This is a genomic window from Vibrio sp. D173a (assembly GCF_030248475.1).
The window spans coordinates 1-744 of record NZ_JAHGAH010000883.1 but is presented as its reverse complement, the minus strand read 5'-3'; the positions used below and the strand labels follow the sequence as shown (position 1 = coordinate 744).

The window sequence follows — 744 nt, the reverse complement described above, 5'->3', positions numbered from 1 at the left end:
TGAATCAGCATACGAGCGACCAGACCAGCATCTAAGTTAGCGGTTGAGTTCTGCATGCGCTCGTTGAGCACGGGGTGGAAGTCAGCATCGCGCCACTCTTGGGTGGTGATTGCGTCTTCAAATAAACGAGTCGGTGCGGTAGCGGTGAGACGAGTGCCTTGATAAACCAATGCCTTGGTCGCTCCACGGTCGATCCCCTCAACTGAGGACATTTTTAACTGACATGGCGCGTCATAGCAGCCGTGACAGACGACACATCGATTGTCGATGATGGGTTTAACTTCGTTGATGAAATGCTGTGCCTGTGCTGAAACAACAGGGGCTTGTCGGTCGCGAACTTCAGGCTTACCAAACAGCTCATCAAAGTTCAAACCGGCATACATTGCACAACCAGAGAAGAGGCTGACCAGTGCGACAACCCATATTTTTTTTAGATTCATAGAGACTTATAGATTTATCATTTTTCTTAAGTATATCGAAAATGATTGAAAATGCTCATGTTCTAGCGATTTGCTGAATAGCCGAGGTAGGAAAAGCGAGTAGCGTCAACTAAATGTAGACGCTACTCGTATGGCTGAATCAAAGGGTATCCTTGTTCAATATTGCTGAAAATGAATGTTAGAAAGCGTAGGCGGCGTTAAAGCGGAAATCGCGGCCTGCGCTTGCGTAGCCTTGAGCGACTGGACTCCCGATGTACTCGATGTCAGAGGCGTGTTCGAAGTAGTATTTGTCGAACACGTTCTT

At 47.4% G+C, this 744-nt stretch carries 1 protein-coding gene; it reads right to left on the bottom strand.

The features are described from left to right. Positions 1–440: fatty acid cis/trans isomerase (locus tag KIV40_RS30005; RefSeq protein ID WP_285352922.1), on the bottom strand; the 440-nt coding region annotated here is incomplete at its 3' end. Positions 441–744: the final 304 nt, after the last annotated feature.